Raw genomic sequence first — 16,987 nt, 5'->3', positions numbered from 1 at the left:
TGGGTGGGTTGAAACATGGGGCGGGCTGCGTGTGGCACGTCAAATCAAGTCAAGTCAAATCAGGTCACTTGGCCATCTGCACTTTCACCCGTGCGTTGGGGGCTTCCCCAAACATCTCGGGCGCATACAGGGCTTCGACCCGGCTCGGCGGCAGGGCAAAGTCGCCCGCATTGTTCAGGCGCACGGTGTATTCCATCTTGACCGTGCCCTTGGGCAGGTACTCGTAGTAGCTGCGGAAGGACTCGAAGCTGCGCTCTTCAAACGCGGGCCAGCCGCTGCCGCTCTTTTTCTCGCCCTGCGTGGCGATCTCGGAGTCGCGCCCCAGGCCGCTGCCCAGGATGGTGGCGCCGCCCGGAATGGGGTCGGTGATGGCCACCCAGGTCATGTCGGCGCTGGCGTTGACCTCCAGCGTCACGCGCAGCACGTCACCACGGGTGTACTGGCCTGCGGGCAGTGACTTGTTGGCCTGCTCCACGGGTGTGACGGTCTTCTTGATCGCATAGCCTGCCGCAAAAGGCGCCTTGAGCTGGATCGCCGCTATCGACTGCAGCGTGAGCCACGGCTTGCCCGGGCCTTGGTGGGCCACCGCCAAGCTTTCTTTGCCCCCCGCCTTGGACCAGGGCAGGAACATGCCATTGTTCTTCAGATTGCCGGGCGACGCGGGCGCGCCAAACCAGGTGATCTGGTTGGGAGCGCCGGTGGCGTCCGACGCCTTCACGCGCTCAATCTTGCTCCAGTCCACGCTGGCGGTGTTACCACTCATCGTGGCCTTGGTGGCGCCCGAGACGGGCGTGGCCTCGAATTTGGCGCTGAACTTCTCCAGCGCCAGCCCGCCCCACAGGTTGGCCGTGGTGGTGTGCCATGCGCCGGCCTGCTGGCGGCTGATGAAGCCGTTGGCCAGGCGCCCCATGTCGTCCTTCCACGCCGGGTCGTCCATCACGGCCAGCATCAGGCGGGCGGTGTTCACGTCACCGTTTTGCATCAGCCACCACCAGTAGTCGTCCTGCTCGGTGCTGAAGATGAGCTTGGTGCCCTGGAACGACAGGCGCGCACGCAGGATCTGCATGGCCTCTTGCAAACGCTGGTCGCGCTGGGGCACATCGGCCACGCGCTTCAAGACATTGACCCAGTCGATCACCGTGTGCGTGGGCCACTGGTTGGGCGCGATGGTGATGCTGCTCACCATGCGGCCCTGGGCCTTGCCGTAGCGCGACAACGCTTCGATGGCGGCAAGCTTGCGCATGTCCAGGTCCTTGCGCGGGCTCCAGAAGTCACGCTGGATGCGGCCTTCCACAAACGCGATCAGGCCGCGCTCCATGGGCGCACGTACATCGTCGGGTAGCGCAAACGCGGGGTGGATGCTGGCCGCTTCGTGCGTGGCGGCCAGCACATAGGCCGTCAGCGTGTCGCTGCCCCGGCTGGCATCACCATCGCGCGGCGGGAAGTAGTTGGCCAGGCCATCGCTGTCCAGGTAGGTGGGCAGCTGCGCCACCACGGTCTGCCACAGCGCGCCGTCGCGCAGGCCCACGGCCTTGCTGGTCTTTTGCTCCAGGCAGGCAAACGGGTAGCGCGCCCACCAGTCGCGCACGCCGGGCAGGCCTTCGGCCAGCTTGGGCTGCAGCGACATCTTGAGCCCGCCCCGGCCGGGGATGGCATCGGCGGGCGGGTTCACATCGAGGTTGTAGCTACCGTCCACCTGCACCAGCGTGGCCTGCTGCACCGTGAGCGGCACGGCAGGGATGATGCGCTGGCGGGCCTTGAGCGCATCGCGGGCACCGCTGACCTGGTCCTTGGCTTCGATCTCCCACAGGATGGCCTCTGCGCGCGTCTGTGCCAGTTGCGCAGGGGCCGTCACGTCCCAGGCCACCTCGCGCGCTTCTTCAGGCGGGATGTCGATGGTCTGCGGCTTCAAGTCCAGCAGCGTGGCGCGTGGCGACACCTCCACCTTCATCGCCGTCTTGGTGGTGTTGCGCAACGTGATCTGCGCGCGGAACTGGTCGTCCTCGCGCACCAGCGGCGGCAGGCCGCTGATGATCTGCAGGTCCTGCGTGGCGCGGATGCTGGTGCTGCCGGTGCCGAACAGGCCCGTGGACGCATCAGCCACCGCCACGATCTTGAAGGTGGTCAATGCATCGTTGAGCGGCACCGTCACCTTGGCCTGGCCGTTGGCATCGAGCTTGAGCGCGGGCTCCCACAGCAGCAGGGTGTCGAGCAGCTCACGCGTTTGCGCCCTGCCCCCACCACCGCCGGCAGGCACGGCCTTTTTGCCGTAATGGCGGCGGCCGATGATCTCCATCTGCGCCGTCGATGTCTCCACCCCCCAGCTGCGCCGCTGCAGCATGGCTTCCAGTAGGTTCCAGCTGGTGTTGGGCATCAGCTCCAGCAGCGCCTGGTCCACGGCGGCCAGTGCCACCTCGGCGTTGGCGGCGGGCTTGCCGCCGGGCAGCGTGGCCGTGATGGTGACCTGGGCCTTGCCGCGCACGGCGTAGCTCTCCTTGTCGGCCGTGACCTTCACGTCGATCTGGTGGGCCTGCGTGCCCACGCGGATTTCGGCCAGCCCCAGGCGAAACGCGGGTTTGGACAAATCCACCAGCGCGGTGGGCGCCTGGTATTCCTTGCCCTCGTACCAGAACGAGTTCCACCACTCACGCGGCGCCTTGAAGCCCCAGGTGAAGAAGCTGTACCACGGCACCTCGCGCAGGCGGCCGCGCAGGGCCAGCACGCTCACGTACACGTTAGGGCCCCAGTCGGGCAACACCTTCAGGCTCACGGTCGGGTCCTGACCGTTGAGCTGCACCACCTGCGTGTCGATGATGCCCTCGCGCTCCACCGCCACCAGGGCCGTGGCAAAACGGAACGGCATGCGTACCTGGAACCTGGCGGTCTCGCCGGGCTGGTAGCTTTTCTTTTCGGGCAGCAGGTCGATGCGGTCGTGGTCTTCGCCACCAAACCACAACTCGCCCTGGCGCGTGACCCACACCGATGAGGCGGCCACACTGGTGTTGCCGTCCTTGTCGGTGGCAGTGACCACCAGTTCCACCTCGCCCGCCTCGTCGAGCTTGGATTCGCACAGCAGCAGGCCGCGTGCATCGCTCTTGCCGCTGCACAGCGTGCCCAGGTCCTTGGTCTCGGTCTGGTTGTCGTAGCTGTAGAAGCCGCCCACCATGCGCTTGCGCGTGGTGGTGGTGATGCGGGCAATGGCCTGCACCTGCAGCGCGGTGTCGGCCGCAGGCTTGCCGTTGTGTTGCAAGGCCAGTGCCTGGTAGCGGATCTTCTGGCGCGCAGACACCCAGCCTTCGGTCTTGATGCCCGCCACCACGGCGGCAGGCCACAGCACCTGCGTGCTGCGGATGGTCTGCACCTCGCCATTAGGGTCGGCATAGGTGGCTTCCAGCAGCAGCTCCTGGGGCTGGCGCGACTGGGGCACGTTCTCGATGGTGAGCTTGCCCGCGCCATCCTTGTTCAGCGTCAGCGGCAGCTTGTCCGCGATCACGCGGGCGTCCTGGCTGGCCGTGGATTCTTCATCGTCGCTGCTGGCGTTGCTCTGCTCGCGCTTGCGCAGCGGGTTGAAGCTGAAGGTGTCGTAGTCGCCGAACTGCAGGGTTTTGCCGCGCACCATGGCCGACACGCGCACCGGCAGGTTGGCCGCGGCACCACCGGCCACGTAGTTGATCTGCACGTCGGTGGGCACGGAACGAACACGCACCAGCGGCTTTTTATCCACCGGGGCGATGCGCCCCTGCAGCACCGGCAGGCGGAACTCCTCCACGCGAAACTCGCCCGAGCCAAAGCTGCGGCCGTGATCGGCTTCGCTGCGCAGTTCCACCTGGTACACGCCCAGCTTGGCCGCAGGGGGCACGGCAAAGCTGCTTTGCGCACTCAGCCCCCCTGTGGCGGTACCTCGCCAGGCCAGGGGCTGCGTGAATTGCTGGCCACTGCCCACGTGGGTGATGACCAGCATGTCGGGCCGCGCCGAAGGCAGTGCAAAACCCTGGCGCGTTTCGGCGCGCAGCAGGTGCTTCATCGATACCGTCTCGCCAGCGCGCAGCAGCGTGCGATCGAAAATGGTGTGAGCGCGTTCATCAGGGTCGGACTCGTTGCTGGTGGGCACGTTAAAACGCCAGGGCTCAATGCCCCGCTGCCAGTCGCTCCAGGTGAAGGCCATGTCCTCCACGCCGCTGGCACCGCCATCCCCCTCGCCCCCTTTGTGGCGAGCGCTGACGAAATAGGCATTGGAGCCGCCGCCGTCCGCGTCGCCATCGTTGCAGCGCGGGGGCTCGCTCGACAGCCCTTCGACCCGGGCCAGGCCGTGCGCATCAGTCACGGCATGGGCCAGTTCATTGCCCCGGCAATCCGAGACGCGCACCGTCGCGCCTTGCACCGGCTGGCCCTTGTCGAGCGTGGTCACCCAGGCCAGCGCGTTCTCGCGCCCCAGCTTGAAGTGCACACCCAGGTTGGTCACCAGCGCGGAGGTGCGCACATACATCGTGCGGCCTTCGCCGTGGCGTTCGTCCAGCAGCGAGGTGCCCAGCTTTTGCGAGGCGATCTCCACCACATGGAAGCCGGGTGCCAGCGGGATGCCGACCACCTCGAACGGGCGCGGGTCATTGCTGGCGGGTTTGGGCAGGTCCAGCGTCTTCACGCCGCTTTTGCCGGCCAGCAGCGAGACCATGCGCGACTGCACATACTCCTTGTCGTTGTCGAGCACCTTGGGCAGCGGGCCCGTCACATCCTTGCGCGCCTGGCTGCGCTCGACCATGTAGTTGTCGTATTGGCGCACCTTTTTGAACCACGCAATGATGTCTGCGTCGGTGCGGGGCTCGAGCGTGCTGACCTTGCCTGCGGGGGCCGGGCTTGCGGCGCCTTGGGCACCAGGTTGCAGCCCCGGCACACGCAGCGCGGCTTCTACATTGCGCAGGGCAACGGGCAGCAGCGCCGGAGGCTTGTCCGCTGCGGGGCCTTCGGCAAAACGCTCGACGATGCCAAACGGCGACGCTGCAAACTTGGCCAGCGGGGGCATGCCCCCCGTGGAGGTCTTGAGCGGAAAACTGTCGGCATTGCGCAGCGTGCGGCCCGATGCATCCTTGAAGTCCTTCGGCAGCTCGATGGTGAACGCGGTGTTTTCGGCCAGGGGGGCCGCAAACGTGACGCTGGTCACCACCGCATCGGCCGGCTGGCCCTCGCTACCGGGGTCGACCTGGGGCTTGAGGGTGTCGTGGCCCGATTGGAGACGGATGCCCAGTGCCAGCTTGCGAGGCACCGGCGCGTTGAACGACAACTGCAGGGGGCGGATGGGCAGGCACGCTGCCTGGGCGTTTTCACGTTCGCAGCTGAACTCGGCCGAAAACGGCTCGCGCACCTTGAAGGCAAAACGCTTTTCCACCGTGTTGGGCACACCGCTGGGTGTGGCCACGCCCTTGCCGAACACGATCTGTACCCGCGTGCCCGATGTGAGGCGGCGGTTGCAGGCCAGCGTGGCAAATTGGAGCGGCTCTTGCCCCGCGGCCTTGTCGAGCCCCAGGGTCTTGAGGATCTCAGCGCGCTGGGCACCCTCGATCAGCCGCACGGGGATACGCTCGCCGACACCGTCCGCAGCACACCAGACGTTGGCTTGTACGCTGGCCGTGGTGGCCGGACCGTTCAGTTGCAGCGCAAAAAACTGCTCTTCGTCGATCTCTTGGTAGGTGCCTGGGCGAATGCTTTGCACAAACGGCCCACCACTATTGAATTGATAGCCTTTAGCGCCCGTCAGTTCAGCGCCAGCGGCCGATTTGAAACCGGCCTTGACGGCCGCCGTGCAGCGCACGCCAGGCGGCAGGTCACGCGCGAAATCAAATACCCATTCGCGTTCGCCCGTCCAACGGCCCGTGCCCTGGGTGGCGCTGGCGTCGCTGCAGCTCAGGGTGAAGGGTGCAGGTGCCTTGGGGTCACCAAAATTGACCGCCGCTGCATCGAACTTGGCCACCACCTGCCGCACGCGGGCGACCTCACCCTGTGGCGAAAAACTGGTGATCTGTAATGCCTGTGCGCCCAACGACACCAAAGCCCCCGAAAACAACACCAGGGCACGTTGTAAGAATTTCATTTTTGACATCCCTCTATCCGACTCGACCGCGAGGGTAGCCGATATGCCGCGGGCCGCCCCACCCCGCGACGATACGGAAGGTAACAACTGGTTCGAAGACTCCGGGGCCGCAGCGGCCTGCACCCCGTTTGCAAAAACCCGTCGGTATACTGCGCCGCAAAATAAAGAGGGGAGAGGGAGCCATGAAAAAAATCGCCTTGTTGGCGGCCCTGTGCGTAGGCGCCTGGTATTACTTTGTCGGCGGACGCACAGTGGACGAAACAATGGTGCGCGCCTATTACGACGAGGGCTCACATGCCCTCTATCAACGAGATGCTGAACCGGCCTGCAAACAGTTAAGCACCAAGGTCATCATCCAGGACGAGACGGTGATGAACGGCCAGACGCAGCGCACCACGCTCAACCACGACCAGCAGTGCGAAGCCGTCAAGACAAGCTTTGCGCTGTTTGAGCAGATGGGTGCCCAAATGGGCGGCATCCTGACGGTCGAATACGAGTTCCACATCGACAGCATCGACATCGAACCAGGCCGCAAAAGCGCCAAGGTCCAAGGCACCAGTCTGCTCAAGATGGGAGAAACCGTCATGCAGTTCGAATCGACTTTCAACCAGCGACTGGTGCGCGAAATGGGGCAAATCAAGCTCCTGCGCTCCGACCAGCGCACCATGGTGCGCATGGCAGGTGGACGCGGTATGTCGCAGTCCGACTTCTTCTCCAAATAGGCCGGAGCACCCCATGCAGCGCGAAACCACGACCGTACCCCGCCCGTTCTGGCACCAGCTCAACACCTTCTTCACCTTTCCGCTGCAACCCAAGCCGCTGAGATACAGCCTGCTTCTGGCGTTCTCGAGCATGCTGTTCAAGGTGCTTTTCTTTTTGCCCGACGCCCTGGGCATCCTGATCGTGGAGCTCGGCATCCTGCTGGCCGCATCGCGCTACGGCTTCAAAGTCACGGCCCTGGGCTCACGCGGCATCTACAAGGCTGAGGACTACCCCAGCGAGCTGGACCCAGACTGGAAGAACCTGCCCTGGAAGCTGTTCGCCATCCTGATCGCGCAATCCATCGCCGTGGGCTGGCTGCAGCGCCTGAGCCCCACCCTGGGCACCCTGGCCTGGCTGGCCATGTGCTTTCTGCTGCCCGCCACGCAAATCGTGCTGGTGCAGACCTGCAGCTTTATCGAAACCCTGAACCCCGCCAACGCCTGGAACGCCGTGCGCACCATTGGCTGGCCTTACCTGCTGCTGTGCCTATTTCTCTTCCTGCTCAGCCAGGGAACCTTCATCGCGCTGGGCATGCTGCTGCCCATTTTCCGGGGGTGGATTCTGCTGCCCATCGTCAACTGGCTGCTCATCTACTTCAGCTGGGTCATGGCCAGCCTGCTGGGCTACGCCATGTACCAGAACCACGCGGCTTTTGGCATCGACCTGCTGCCTGGCGCGGGCCTGGACGAAGACGGCGCCCCCGTGGACCGCCGCAGCCCACGCCAGATTGAGCAAGACGCCCTGGACGCGCAAGTGGCCGAACTGATCACCGCCGGGGACATGGTGGGCGCCCTGGGCGTGGCCTACGAAGACCAGCGCACCCGCAGCGACGAAGTGCCCGCACAGCGCCGCTACCACGGTGTGCTGACGCTGGCCGAAGGCAAAACCGCCACCCTGCTCGACCATGCCCAGCGTTACATCCCGCTGCTGCTGCGCTCGGGCCAGGGCGGCGAAGCGCTCAAGGTCTTTCACACCTGCCGGGCCAAGGACGCCCAGTTTGCGCTGCAGGATGCCAACGCCACCCTCAACCTGGCCAAAGCCGCCTGGAATGCGAACAACGCCAAAGACGCGCTGGCCCTGCTGCAGGGATTCGACCGCCGCTTCAAAAACCACGACAGCGTGCCCGCCGCCTACGAACTGGTCGCCCGCGTGCTGCTGCAAGGCATGAACCGCGCCGACATGGCCCTGCGCGTGCTGGCCACGCTGGAATCCCGGCACCCGGACACCGAGGCCACGCGGGAAACGCAGTGGCTGCTGCGCAACCATGTGCCGCAGGGGGCGGCAGGGGGTTGATGGTTTTTTTTGGCTCTAGCGCTTTATGGATAAGCGCTAGCAGCTATGGTATTGATAGTGACTGTTTGATGATTGTTGAACCGGTCGGGCTGAGCTTGTCGAAGCTGGGGCTTGCTCGCTGATTTGGACGGCGTGCCTTGGTTAAGGGCGGAGGCCGGGGTGTACGCCCGGCGGCGCAGTAACTTTCTCTTGTCTCGCCAAGAGAAAGTCACCAAAGAGAAGGCGCCCCTGCTGTGCGTGTCCCTCCGCTGCGCTGCGGGCAACCTGCGATGCTCGGCACGCACAGAAGGGAACCCAGCGAACATCCATTCGGGCCATTGCTTCGCTCGGCCCCGAACGCGCGTGCGCTGCGCGCCGCGACCACGAGGCCGAGCGAAGCAAAGGCACGTGTGGATGTTGAGATGTTCGGCTGTCCCACCCCTGCTGGCTGCGCCTGCGGCGGGGCGGTTGTGGGGTGGCATGGGCGTCGGAGCGCCCATGCTTCGTGAACTGACTCGCCGTGGTTGTCCGAGCGGCGCGCGCCAGCGCAAAGCGAGTTCCACGGCGCACCCCGCAACCGCCCCGACGCAGGTTTGCCCCGTAGCGCCAGCGAAGGGGTCGCAGACTGGGGGTCGCCTTTTCTTTGGTGACTTTCTTTTGGCGAAGCAAAAGAAAGTTACTCGCTCGCCGGGCGACTCCCGGCCTCCGCCCTCCACCCGAGCACGCCTTTCAAACGAACACGCCCCAACTTCGACAACCTCAGCCCGAACGCTCCAAAGACCCAATCACTACAAAAACAATAGCTACTAGCGCTTTATAGATAAGCGCCAAAGCTAAATTAACCCAAAATCCTCGCCATCATCTCAGCCCTTGCAACACCGGGCTCCCCGGCGCCAGTTGCTGCAACTGCGGCCCAAACACCGCCGCCTGCTCGCGCCGCCCCGCATGGCACAGGGCCGACACCAGCATGCCCAGCGTCTCGCCCAGCTCAGGGTGCGTGGGCGCCGTTTTGTGCAAGGCGTTGAACAGCTTTTCCGCGTCGCCCCACTGCTGCGCACGCGCAAAGCGGCGTGAGAGGCGGGCCATGTCGTCCGGCTGCAAACGGGCGCCGGGCTTGGCTTTCTCAAAGTACGTGCGGTAACTCGCGTGCTGAAACTGCAGCGTCTGCTCGTCATGCGCCTGCAGGCGGAAGATGCGCCGCGCAGCGCGGTGAAAGTCCTCGCTGTCAGGCCATAGCGATGCCGTCTTGAACCAGGCGCCCAGCACCTTCTGGTCTTGCGGGCGCAGCTTGGCAGCGGCGCGCCACTGGGTCAGGGCCTGCTCGAACTTCATGCCCTGGGCCAGGCGCTGGGCGTTGGCTACATGGGTGTCAAAGCCGTCGTCTTCCACGGCGGCATGCGTCACCGGCACCTCCAGCGGCTTGCTGCGCAGCAGCAGGGTCAAACCCATCAGCGATGCGCCAGCCAGCAGGCCGCCCAAGTGGGCCATGTAGGCCACGCCCTTGCCGCTGAGCCAGTGCTGCAGCAACTCATTGGCAATCCACGCGGGCAAGAGCAACAACGCAGGCGCGGTGATGTAATTGAAGTAGAAAAACAGCTGGTAAAAAAACCGCACGCGCCGCAGCCGGTACAGCACGGCGTACATGCCCATCAGGGCCGACACGGCGCCCGAGGCGCCCAGGCCATAGCTGCCCATGCCCGCATAGGCCCAGCCCGCGAGCAGTGATCCGCCCAGGCCGCCCAGCAGGTAAAACGCCAGGTACCAACCCCGGCCCAGCGCCAGCTCCACCGAAAAACCGAACAGAAACAAAAACACCATGTTGCCGATGAGGTGCCCGGTGCTGCCGTGCAAAAACGTGGCCGTGAGCCAGGTGACGGGGCGCAGCGGGGCGTCTTTCTCATAGCTCTGCGCCCATTGGCGGGTGAAGGGGGCCGGCAGCTGCGCCTCGTACTGGGTGCGCGCGGCCTTCCAGTCGGTGTATTGCGGGTCTTCGGGCGGCACAAAGCGCGGGCTTTTCAGTCGGTGCTGAAAGCCGTCTTCCTGCTCCATCCAGCGCAGCAGCATGCGGTGGTTGCCCGCCTTTTGCAGGGCGATGGCTTCTTTGATGTGCTTGTCCTCGGTTTCCTCCAGCCAGGCCACAAAACGCGGGACTTCCATGGCGGGCAAGGCGCTGGCCACATAGAAGACAGCCGCCCGGTCCTGCGCTTTTTCTTCCGAGCGCTGCGGGCCCCAGAACACGAGCATGTTCACCAGGATCAGCGCCACGGTCATCCACGGTGGGTTGCGCCAGGTGGGTCGGCTGTCTAGGGGGATGGCGTAGAACATGGATCAGTCTGGCAAGGGCAAGGGCAAAGTCGGATGGCGCGTCGCAAAGCAATGGGCCTGGAGGAATGGGTGCAAGCGTAGCAAACACGGGGCCGCTTCAGCCCCAAACGGATGCGCCATTGCGTGACGACGATGACGGGCGGATGGGGCTGTGTCCTACCCCCCGCAAAGCGCGGGGGGCCAACGATATGGGTTGGTCTTGTTTCCATTCCCCAGAACCCTCAGGAGCGCCCATGGCTCGAACCCCCACTTCGCGCGGCGCGGCAAAAAAATCGCCGTCCGCCCTCCCGTCTTCCACGCAGTCAGACACGTTTCGCGGCCACGCGGGCGAGTTGCAGCAGCAGGCCAACGGCAAACACCCCACGCTGACCACCCAGCAGGGCATTGCGGTCGCAGACAACCAGAACTCGCTGCGGTCTGCCCCGCGCGGCCCCACGCTGCTCGAAGACTTCATCCTGCGCGAGAAAATCACGCACTTTGACCACGAGCGCATCCCCGAGCGCATCGTGCATGCGCGGGGCACGGCAGCCCACGGCTTTTTTGAGCTGACGCACTCGCTCAAGGAATTCACCACCGCGCGCGTGTTGACCGAGCTGGGCGTACAAACGCCGCTGTTCACGCGCTTTTCTACCGTGGCAGGGGGCGCCGGTTCGGTCGACACGCCGCGCGACGTGCGCGGCTTTGCCGTCAAGTTCTACACGCCCGAGGGCAACTGGGACTTGGTGGGCAACAACATGCCGGTGTTTTTCATCCAGGACGCGATGAAGTTCCCCGACCTGGTGCATGCCGTGAAGATGGAACCCGACCGGGGGTTCCCACAAGCCGCCAGCGCCCACGACACCTTTTGGGACTTCATCTCGCTCATGCCGGAAGCGCTGCACACGGTGATGTGGGCCATGAGCGACCGCGCCCTGCCCCGCAGCCTGCGCATGATGGAGGGGTTCGGCATCCACAGCTTTCGGCTGCTCAACGCGGCGGGCGACAGCACGTTCGTGAAGTTTCATTGGCGGCCCAAGCTGGGCATTCAGTCGACCGTGTGGGACGAAGCACTCAAGCTGCAATCGGCCGACAACGACTACCACCGCCGTGACCTTTTTGAAGCCATCGAGGCGGGCGACTTCCCCGAGTGGGAGCTGGCCGTGCAGCTGTTCACCGAGGAAGAGGCCGAGGCTTTTCCGTTCGACCACCTCGACCCGACCAAGCTCATTCCCGAAGAAATGGTGCCCCTGCAAACCATCGGCCGCATGGTGCTTAACCGCTGGCCCGACAACTTTTTTGCCGAAACCGAGCAGGTGGCGTTTTGCCCGGCCAACGTGCCCCCGGGCATTGACTTCAGCAACGACCCGCTGCTGCAGGGCCGGTTGTTTTCGTACCTCGATACACAACTGTCGCGCCTGGGCGGGCCCAACTTTGCGCAGATCCCGATCAACGCGCCCAAATGCCCGTTTCACAACATGCAGCGCGACGGCCACATGCAGATGCAGGTGCCCAAGGGCCGCGTGAACTACGAACCCAGCAGCCTGCAAGGCGACACGCCGCGCGCCTCGCTGGCCCAGGGCATGCGGCATTTTGCGCAGGTCGATGACACCAGCACGGGCGGCAAGGGCCGGGTGCGCGCCGAGAGTTTTGCCGACCACTACAGCCAGCCGCGCATGTTCTTCCGAAGCCAAAGCGACATCGAGCAGGCGCACATGGCGTCGGCCCTGGTGTTCGAGTTGTCCAAGGTGACGACGCCCCATGTGCGCGAGGCCGTGGTGGGCCACCTCACCCATGTGGACCCCCACCTTGCCCAGCGCGTGGCCAACGGCCTGGGCATGGACACGCTCCCTGCTGCACCGACCGCAGCGGCACCGGTCCAAGACCTGGCGTTGTCGCCCGCACTGCGCATCATCGACCGCATGAAACCCACGCTGCAGGGGCGCTGCATCGGTATTCTGGTGGCCGATGGCTCCAACGGCGACACGGTGACCGCGCTGCGAAAGGCCATTGAAAAAGCAGGCGCCAGCGTGAAGATCGTGGCGCCCAAGGTGGGCGGTGCCAAGCTGCGCGACGGCAGCTTGCTGCCCGCCGATGGGCAACTGGCGGGCACGCCCTCCACCCTCTTCGATGCGGTGGCATCGGTGCTCACGTCCGAGATGGGCGAACAGCTCGCGCGCGAGGCGGCAGCCGTGGACTGGTTCCGTGATGCGTTTGGCCACCTCAAGGCCATCGCTGCGGGCAAGGGCTCGCAGGCGCTGCTCAAGGCCGCGGGCATCGAGCCCGATGCGGGTGTGCTGGACGCCGCCGACGTGCAGGGTTTCATCGCCGCCGCCCAAACGCGCCAGTGGGCCCGCGAGCCCAAAGTGCGCACGCTCGCCTGAGGCAGCGTGAAGCCAAGCGCGCCGCTGAAGACTTTTTCTGATTTTTTTTGCAACCACCCACCAAAGGAGACGCCATGCCAAAAGCCCACTACGACAGCCACCAGCTCGACGAGCTCGTGATTCAGATGATGGAAACCGAGCTGGGCGGTGAGCAGGTCTACCGCACCGCGCTCACCTGCGCCGTGAACCCCGACCTGAAAAAAGAGTGGCAGGGTTACCTCGACGAAACGCTGCACCACCAGCAAGTGGTGCGCAGCATTTGCGACGCCCTGGGCATTGACCCGGACACCCAGACCCCCACGCGCGCGGTGGTCAAACACATTGGTGAATCTTTGGTCCAAGCCATGCAATTGGCCAAGAAAACCGCCCCCGCTGCGGCAGCGCAGGTGGTGGCCTGCGAATGTGTGGTGCTGGCCGAAACCAAGGACCACGCCAACTGGGAGCTGCTGGGCAAAGTCGCCAAGGTAGCCACCGGCGATGCAGGCCAAACGCTGCGCACGGCCCACAAGGCCGTTGAAAAGGACGAGGACCACCACCTCTATCACACCAAGGGCTGGTGCCGCGAGCTGGCCATTGAGGCGCTGGGCATGCCCGCCGTGTTGCCGCCGCCCGAGGAAGCGAAAAACGTGGAGACGGCCATTGGCGCATCGCGCGCCGAGCAGCAACGCAAGGCCATGCTGTAGCGCTTGGCGAGGGCACAGCCGCTGGGTGGTGGCCCAGGAATGGAGCCCAAGGGTGGCCGCCTTGCCTTTTGTTCAAAAATGATAGCTGCTAGCGCTTTATACATAAGCGCTAGCGGTCTCTTTGGCTACAAACCAACACCCACACCGCACCACCCTCGTCACTGCGGAACCGGCAGTGAGCGCAACGGTCTACCGCACTGAATTTTGAGAACCTTTTTGCCTGATTAGCGACCGACCTCAGACACCTTCTCTTCCCCACCCGTTCGGGCGGAGTGGTATCTGACGCATGTAGCCCATCGGGCTTTTAGGCCTGTAGCGCTTGTCAAACAAGGACATAACGCTATTTCATTTGCAGCAAACAAAGATGACAGGGCGCCGAGCCGCTGGTGCTGCTGGTGCCGCTGCAAGCTCGCGCCGAACCTGATGCGCCGGGGGCTACGCTGCTGCGCCGAGGGCAGGCAGGTGCAGCGAGGACGGCTGCGCGGCCGATGCGGAGAGGCGGAAGACGGAGACCGTGGTCACCAGATCGTGCGCCTGTGCATTCAGGCTGGCGGCGGCGGCGGCCATTTCTTCGACCAACGCAGCGTTTTGCTGCGTGACCTGGTCGATCTGGCCGATGGCTTCACCCACCTGCGCCACGCCGTTGTTCTGTTCGGCGCTGGCGGCGCTGATTTCGCCCACGATGTCGCTCACATTGCGGATCGATGCCACCACCTCGTCCATGGTCTGGCCTGCCTGGATCACGAGCGTCGAGCCCGCATCCACGCGCTGCACGCTGTCGGCGATCAGGCCCTTGATTTCCTTGGCGGCCTCGGCCGAGCGGCCGGCCAGGCTGCGCACCTCGCTGGCCACCACGGCAAAGCCCCGGCCCTGCTCGCCCGCGCGCGCGGCCTCGACCGCCGCATTGAGCGCGAGGATGTTGGTCTGGAATGCGATGCCGTCGATCACGCCGATGATGTCGGCAATGCGCCGCGACGACTCGTTGATGCCCTTCATGGTGTCCACCACCTGGGTCACGACCTCGCCGCCGCGCACGGCCACCGCCGATGCACGCAGCGCCAGTTGGTTGGCGGCCTGCGCGTTGTCGGCGTTCTGGCGCACAGCGCCGCCCAGTTCTTCCATGGAGGCCGCTGTCTCTTCCAGCGCGCTGGCCTGGTTTTCGGTGCGGGCCGACAGATCCTGGTTGCCTTGCGCGATTTGATTGGACGCCGTGGCCACGCTCTCCGAACCCTGCCGCACGTGGCCGACCACGCGCACCAGGTTGTCCTGGGTGGAGGCCAGCGCCTGCAGCAGTTCGCCGATTTCGTCGCGACCACTGTAGATGCCCACGGGCTGGCTCAGGTCGCCCGCGCCCATGCGACGCGCCACCTGCTGCGCACGCTCCAGCCCCGTGGTGATGACCCGCGTGAGGCGCCAGCTGATGAATACCGCGATCACGATGGCCACGGCCAGCAGCACGCCCCCCAGCAGGTAGGCGCCCCGCAGCAGCTCGGTGATGTTGCGCTGGGCCTCGGCCACGTTGCGGGCCTCGCGGTCTTCCAGCGCCTGCGTGGCGCCCAGGTAGGCGTCCACGGCGGGGGCAAACTTGGTGCGCACCATCTCGCGGGCCTCATCGTTCTGGCCGGCCTTCTTGAGCTTGCTGATGGCGTCGCGCGTGTTCTGGAAGGGGGAGCGCACGGCGGAGATGTTCTCCACCAGCCGACGGGATTCGGCGTCCTCCACCTTGGCGATGAAGCCTTCGCGCGCCTCATTGGTGCCCTTGACCGACACCGCCATCGCGTCCTTGAAGAGGTCGGCCAGCCCATCCCCGTCGGTGTAGGCAATGGCGATGTAACGCGCCGAGTTTTCCTTGAGATTACCCTTCCACTGCGCGGCCAGGCGCAGCAATTCCGTAGAGCGCTCCATGCCGCGCGAGGCGGCCGCCACCTGCTCCACCTGCCAGGCCATCACCACGGCCAAGGCGATAAACAATGCAAGGACGACGGCAAAACCTGCCTTTAATTGGACGGAGATTTTCATGGTGTGAAAGAGAGAATGGGGAAAGACGGTCCGGTGACCTGGCCGCTATGGCCCCATGGGCAGGGCTGACGCATTGTAAATGCGCATCACACTTTTTTACATATAAGAGATGATCACTACCCCATCACGGGATGTGATACCCCCTGCAAGTCTGCGTCGCAGCGGCGCAAAGCCTCCACGCGGCACCGCTCGCCCCCCGTTCCCGCAGCGCCCACGGTCAACAACGCAACGTGGCAGTCACCACGGACGCAGCGCGCGGTGAACCCGCCAGCAGCCCTGCCGTGAAGCGGGCGAGTCGCGCCACCATTGAGCTACTTATTGCATAGCGTTAACCTGTTTTCAGACAAACGCTACAAGCCATTTTCACTAAATTTTCAGCGGCGCTGCGCCCCCGGCCCGTGGCTCACTGCGCCACAAACCCGCTGGATTTGATGATGCGTGTCCACGCCTGGGTGTAGGCGGTCTGGCGGGTGGCCAATTGCTTGGGCGACATGTAGCCCACGGTGAGGCCCATGGCGGTCAGGTGCTCTCGCACATCGGGCATGGCGACCACCTTGGCCATGGCATGGGAGAAGTCGTCGATGAACTTCTGGGGGGTGCCTGCGGGTGCGTAGATGCCGTAGTAGGGCAGGTCCTCAAAACCCTTGAGCCCCATCTCGTCGAACGTGGGCACATCGGGCAGCGCGGCCTGGCGCTTGGTGCCCAGCACGCCCACCACATGCAGCTTGCCAGCCTTGTGGTTCTCGATGAAGTCCTGCACCGAGGCCACGCCCGCATTGATCTGGTTGCCCAGCATGTCGGCAATCATCGGCGCACTGCCACGGTAGGGGGCCGACACCAGGTCCACCTGGTACTTCTTGCCGATCAGCTGAACCAGAAACTCGGGCGTGGATGCCGGGGCCGGAATGCCCACGGCCCCCTTGCCCTTGCCAACGGTCTTGATCCAGTTCACGTAGTCAGGGAACGACTTGGCGGGGGTGCCCGCCGATACGGCAAAGGCGTTCACAAACGTGGCGAACCCTGCCACGGGCACAAAGTCATGTACCGGGTCGAAACCGGGGTTTTTCACCACCTGGGGCAGGATCGAGATGGTGTGGTCGTGCGTGAGGAACAGCGTGGTGCCATCGGGTGCCGAGGCCTTGAGCGCCTGCGCGGCAATCTGGCCGCCCGCGCCGGGGCGGTTTTCGACCACCACGGGCTGGCCCAGCTCGTCCTTGAGTTTCTCGGACAAGGTGCGGGCAATCGCATCCGACCCACCACCTGGCGGGAAGCCCACCAGCAGGCGGATCGGCTTGGGCGACTGGGCACAGGCCATCCCCACGGTCAGAGCGGCACCCAGAAACGCACTGGTGCGCACAAGGCGGGATAGCAGGCTGCGGCGAGAAGTTGTCATGGGAAAGCTCCAGAAATGAGGCAACAAAAAACGGTCGCTGAATCCGTGCCTGGCTTCGTGACGCGCGGCGGCATCACAAAGCCATGGC

8 protein-coding genes are annotated in these 16,987 nt (G+C 64.8%); 4 read left to right on the top strand and 4 right to left on the bottom strand.

Going from position 1 to position 16,987, the window contains the following annotated elements; genetic code table 11:
* Nucleotides 1–64 precede the first annotated feature (64 nt).
* Complete coding sequence (locus tag KI609_RS06765; RefSeq protein ID WP_226448402.1) at nt 65–6,085, bottom strand: MG2 domain-containing protein; 6,021 nt, start codon at nt 6,083–6,085, stop codon at nt 65–67.
* Nucleotides 6,086–6,267: 182 nt separating this feature from the next.
* Between KI609_RS06765 and KI609_RS06760 the strand changes: the two genes are divergently transcribed.
* The gene (locus KI609_RS06760) at nt 6,268–6,807 is read left to right on the top strand and encodes a hypothetical protein (protein WP_226448400.1); all 540 of its coding nucleotides are present in this window, start codon (nt 6,268–6,270) and stop codon (nt 6,805–6,807) included.
* Nucleotides 6,808–6,820: 13 nt separating this feature from the next.
* Nucleotides 6,821–8,140 (top strand): hypothetical protein, encoded by a 1,320-nt coding sequence (locus KI609_RS06755; protein WP_226448398.1) that lies wholly within the window; start codon nt 6,821–6,823, stop codon nt 8,138–8,140.
* An 837-nt stretch (nt 8,141–8,977) separates the two neighbouring features.
* On the opposite strand, the gene KI609_RS06750 is transcribed toward KI609_RS06755, so the two are convergent.
* Complete coding sequence (locus KI609_RS06750) at nt 8,978–10,444, bottom strand: rhomboid family protein (protein WP_226448396.1); 1,467 nt, start codon at nt 10,442–10,444, stop codon at nt 8,978–8,980.
* Between the two features lie 233 nt (nt 10,445–10,677).
* Between KI609_RS06750 and KI609_RS06745 the strand changes: the two genes are divergently transcribed.
* Both KI609_RS06745 and KI609_RS06740 read left to right on the top strand, forming a co-directional pair.
* Nucleotides 10,678–12,804, top strand: a complete 2,127-nt coding sequence (locus KI609_RS06745; protein ID WP_226448394.1) for a catalase — start codon at nt 10,678–10,680, stop codon at nt 12,802–12,804.
* Nucleotides 12,805–12,878: 74 nt separating this feature from the next.
* The gene (locus KI609_RS06740) at nt 12,879–13,487 is read left to right on the top strand and encodes a hypothetical protein (protein WP_226448392.1); all 609 of its coding nucleotides are present in this window, start codon (nt 12,879–12,881) and stop codon (nt 13,485–13,487) included.
* 435 nt (nt 13,488–13,922) lie between these two features.
* On the opposite strand, the gene KI609_RS22955 is transcribed toward KI609_RS06740, so the two are convergent.
* Together KI609_RS22955 and KI609_RS06725 are read right to left on the bottom strand one after the other, a co-directional pair.
* On the bottom strand, nt 13,923–15,506 hold the full coding sequence (locus KI609_RS22955) for a methyl-accepting chemotaxis protein (RefSeq protein WP_319003129.1): 1,584 nt from the start codon (nt 15,504–15,506) through the stop codon (nt 13,923–13,925).
* 403 nt (nt 15,507–15,909) lie between these two features.
* Entirely contained in the window at nt 15,910–16,899 is a 990-nt protein-coding gene (locus tag KI609_RS06725; RefSeq protein WP_226448390.1) for a Bug family tripartite tricarboxylate transporter substrate binding protein, read from the bottom strand.
* Nucleotides 16,900–16,987 lie beyond the last annotated feature (88 nt).

Source organism: Acidovorax radicis, from assembly GCF_020510705.1.
In the GTDB taxonomy this organism is placed as follows: domain Bacteria; phylum Pseudomonadota; class Gammaproteobacteria; order Burkholderiales; family Burkholderiaceae_C; genus Acidovorax; species Acidovorax radicis_A.
The sequence above is the reverse complement of the archived record's forward strand: the minus strand, read 5'-3'. Positions and strand labels throughout refer to the sequence as shown.